Here is a 706-nt window from a genome sequence, read left to right on the forward strand (position 1 = left end):
GATCGGCGCGAAGAAGTCGACGTAGCCTTCGTCGCCCGGGTTCTTGCCTTCCGACCACTGGATCTGGTCGGCGCGCGTCAGCGTGTTGTTGATGCGCTTCACGACGAGCGGCACCGAGTTGGCCGGGTACAGCGACTGGTCCGGGTACATTTCGCCCGCGACGTTCGCGTCGCCGGCGACTTGCCAGCCGGACAGGTAGATGGCCTTCAGGCCGGCCTTCACCTGCTGCATCGCCTGGTTGCCGGTCAGCGCGCCGAGTGCGTTGACGAACGGCTCGTTGTTGATGAGGCCCCACAGTTTTTCCGCGCCGCGCTTGGCCAGCGTGTGCTCGATCGGGATCGAGCCGCGCAAGCGGACCACGTCCTCAGCCAAGTAGCTGCGCTTGATGCCCTTCCAGCGCGGATCGGTTTCCCATTGCTGCTGCAGTTCCTGTGCCTGTTGCTGACGCGACATGATGAGCTCCTTGATGCGATGTATGCCTGCCGAATCTGACGGGGATGATGCTGTTCGCGAGGCGGGGAAGCGGTACGTTCCGTTTCGCGAGGTCTTGTATAAGAGTCTAGGCAAATCGGCGGGAGCGAAACAGGGGCTGGCTCGGGAGGCGTGGAATTTTTTAGTTGTTTTTAATCAATGGTTTGATTGCATGATTTCGGGATGAGAAACCCATTTTCCTATCCCGCAATCGTATGGGTTGTGCCGTGCAGCA

Annotated in this window: 1 pseudogene; it reads right to left on the reverse strand. The window is 60.1% G+C overall.

The features are described 5' to 3' along the window. Positions 1–453, reverse strand: a pseudogene (locus JMF90_RS39290) (isocitrate lyase); the annotation flags it as partial. Between the last annotated feature and the right edge of the window lie 253 nt (positions 454–706).

The organism is Burkholderia sp. E168m23, from assembly GCF_016586125.1.
In the GTDB taxonomy this organism is placed as follows: Bacteria; Pseudomonadota; Gammaproteobacteria; order Burkholderiales; family Burkholderiaceae; genus Burkholderia; species Burkholderia orbicola.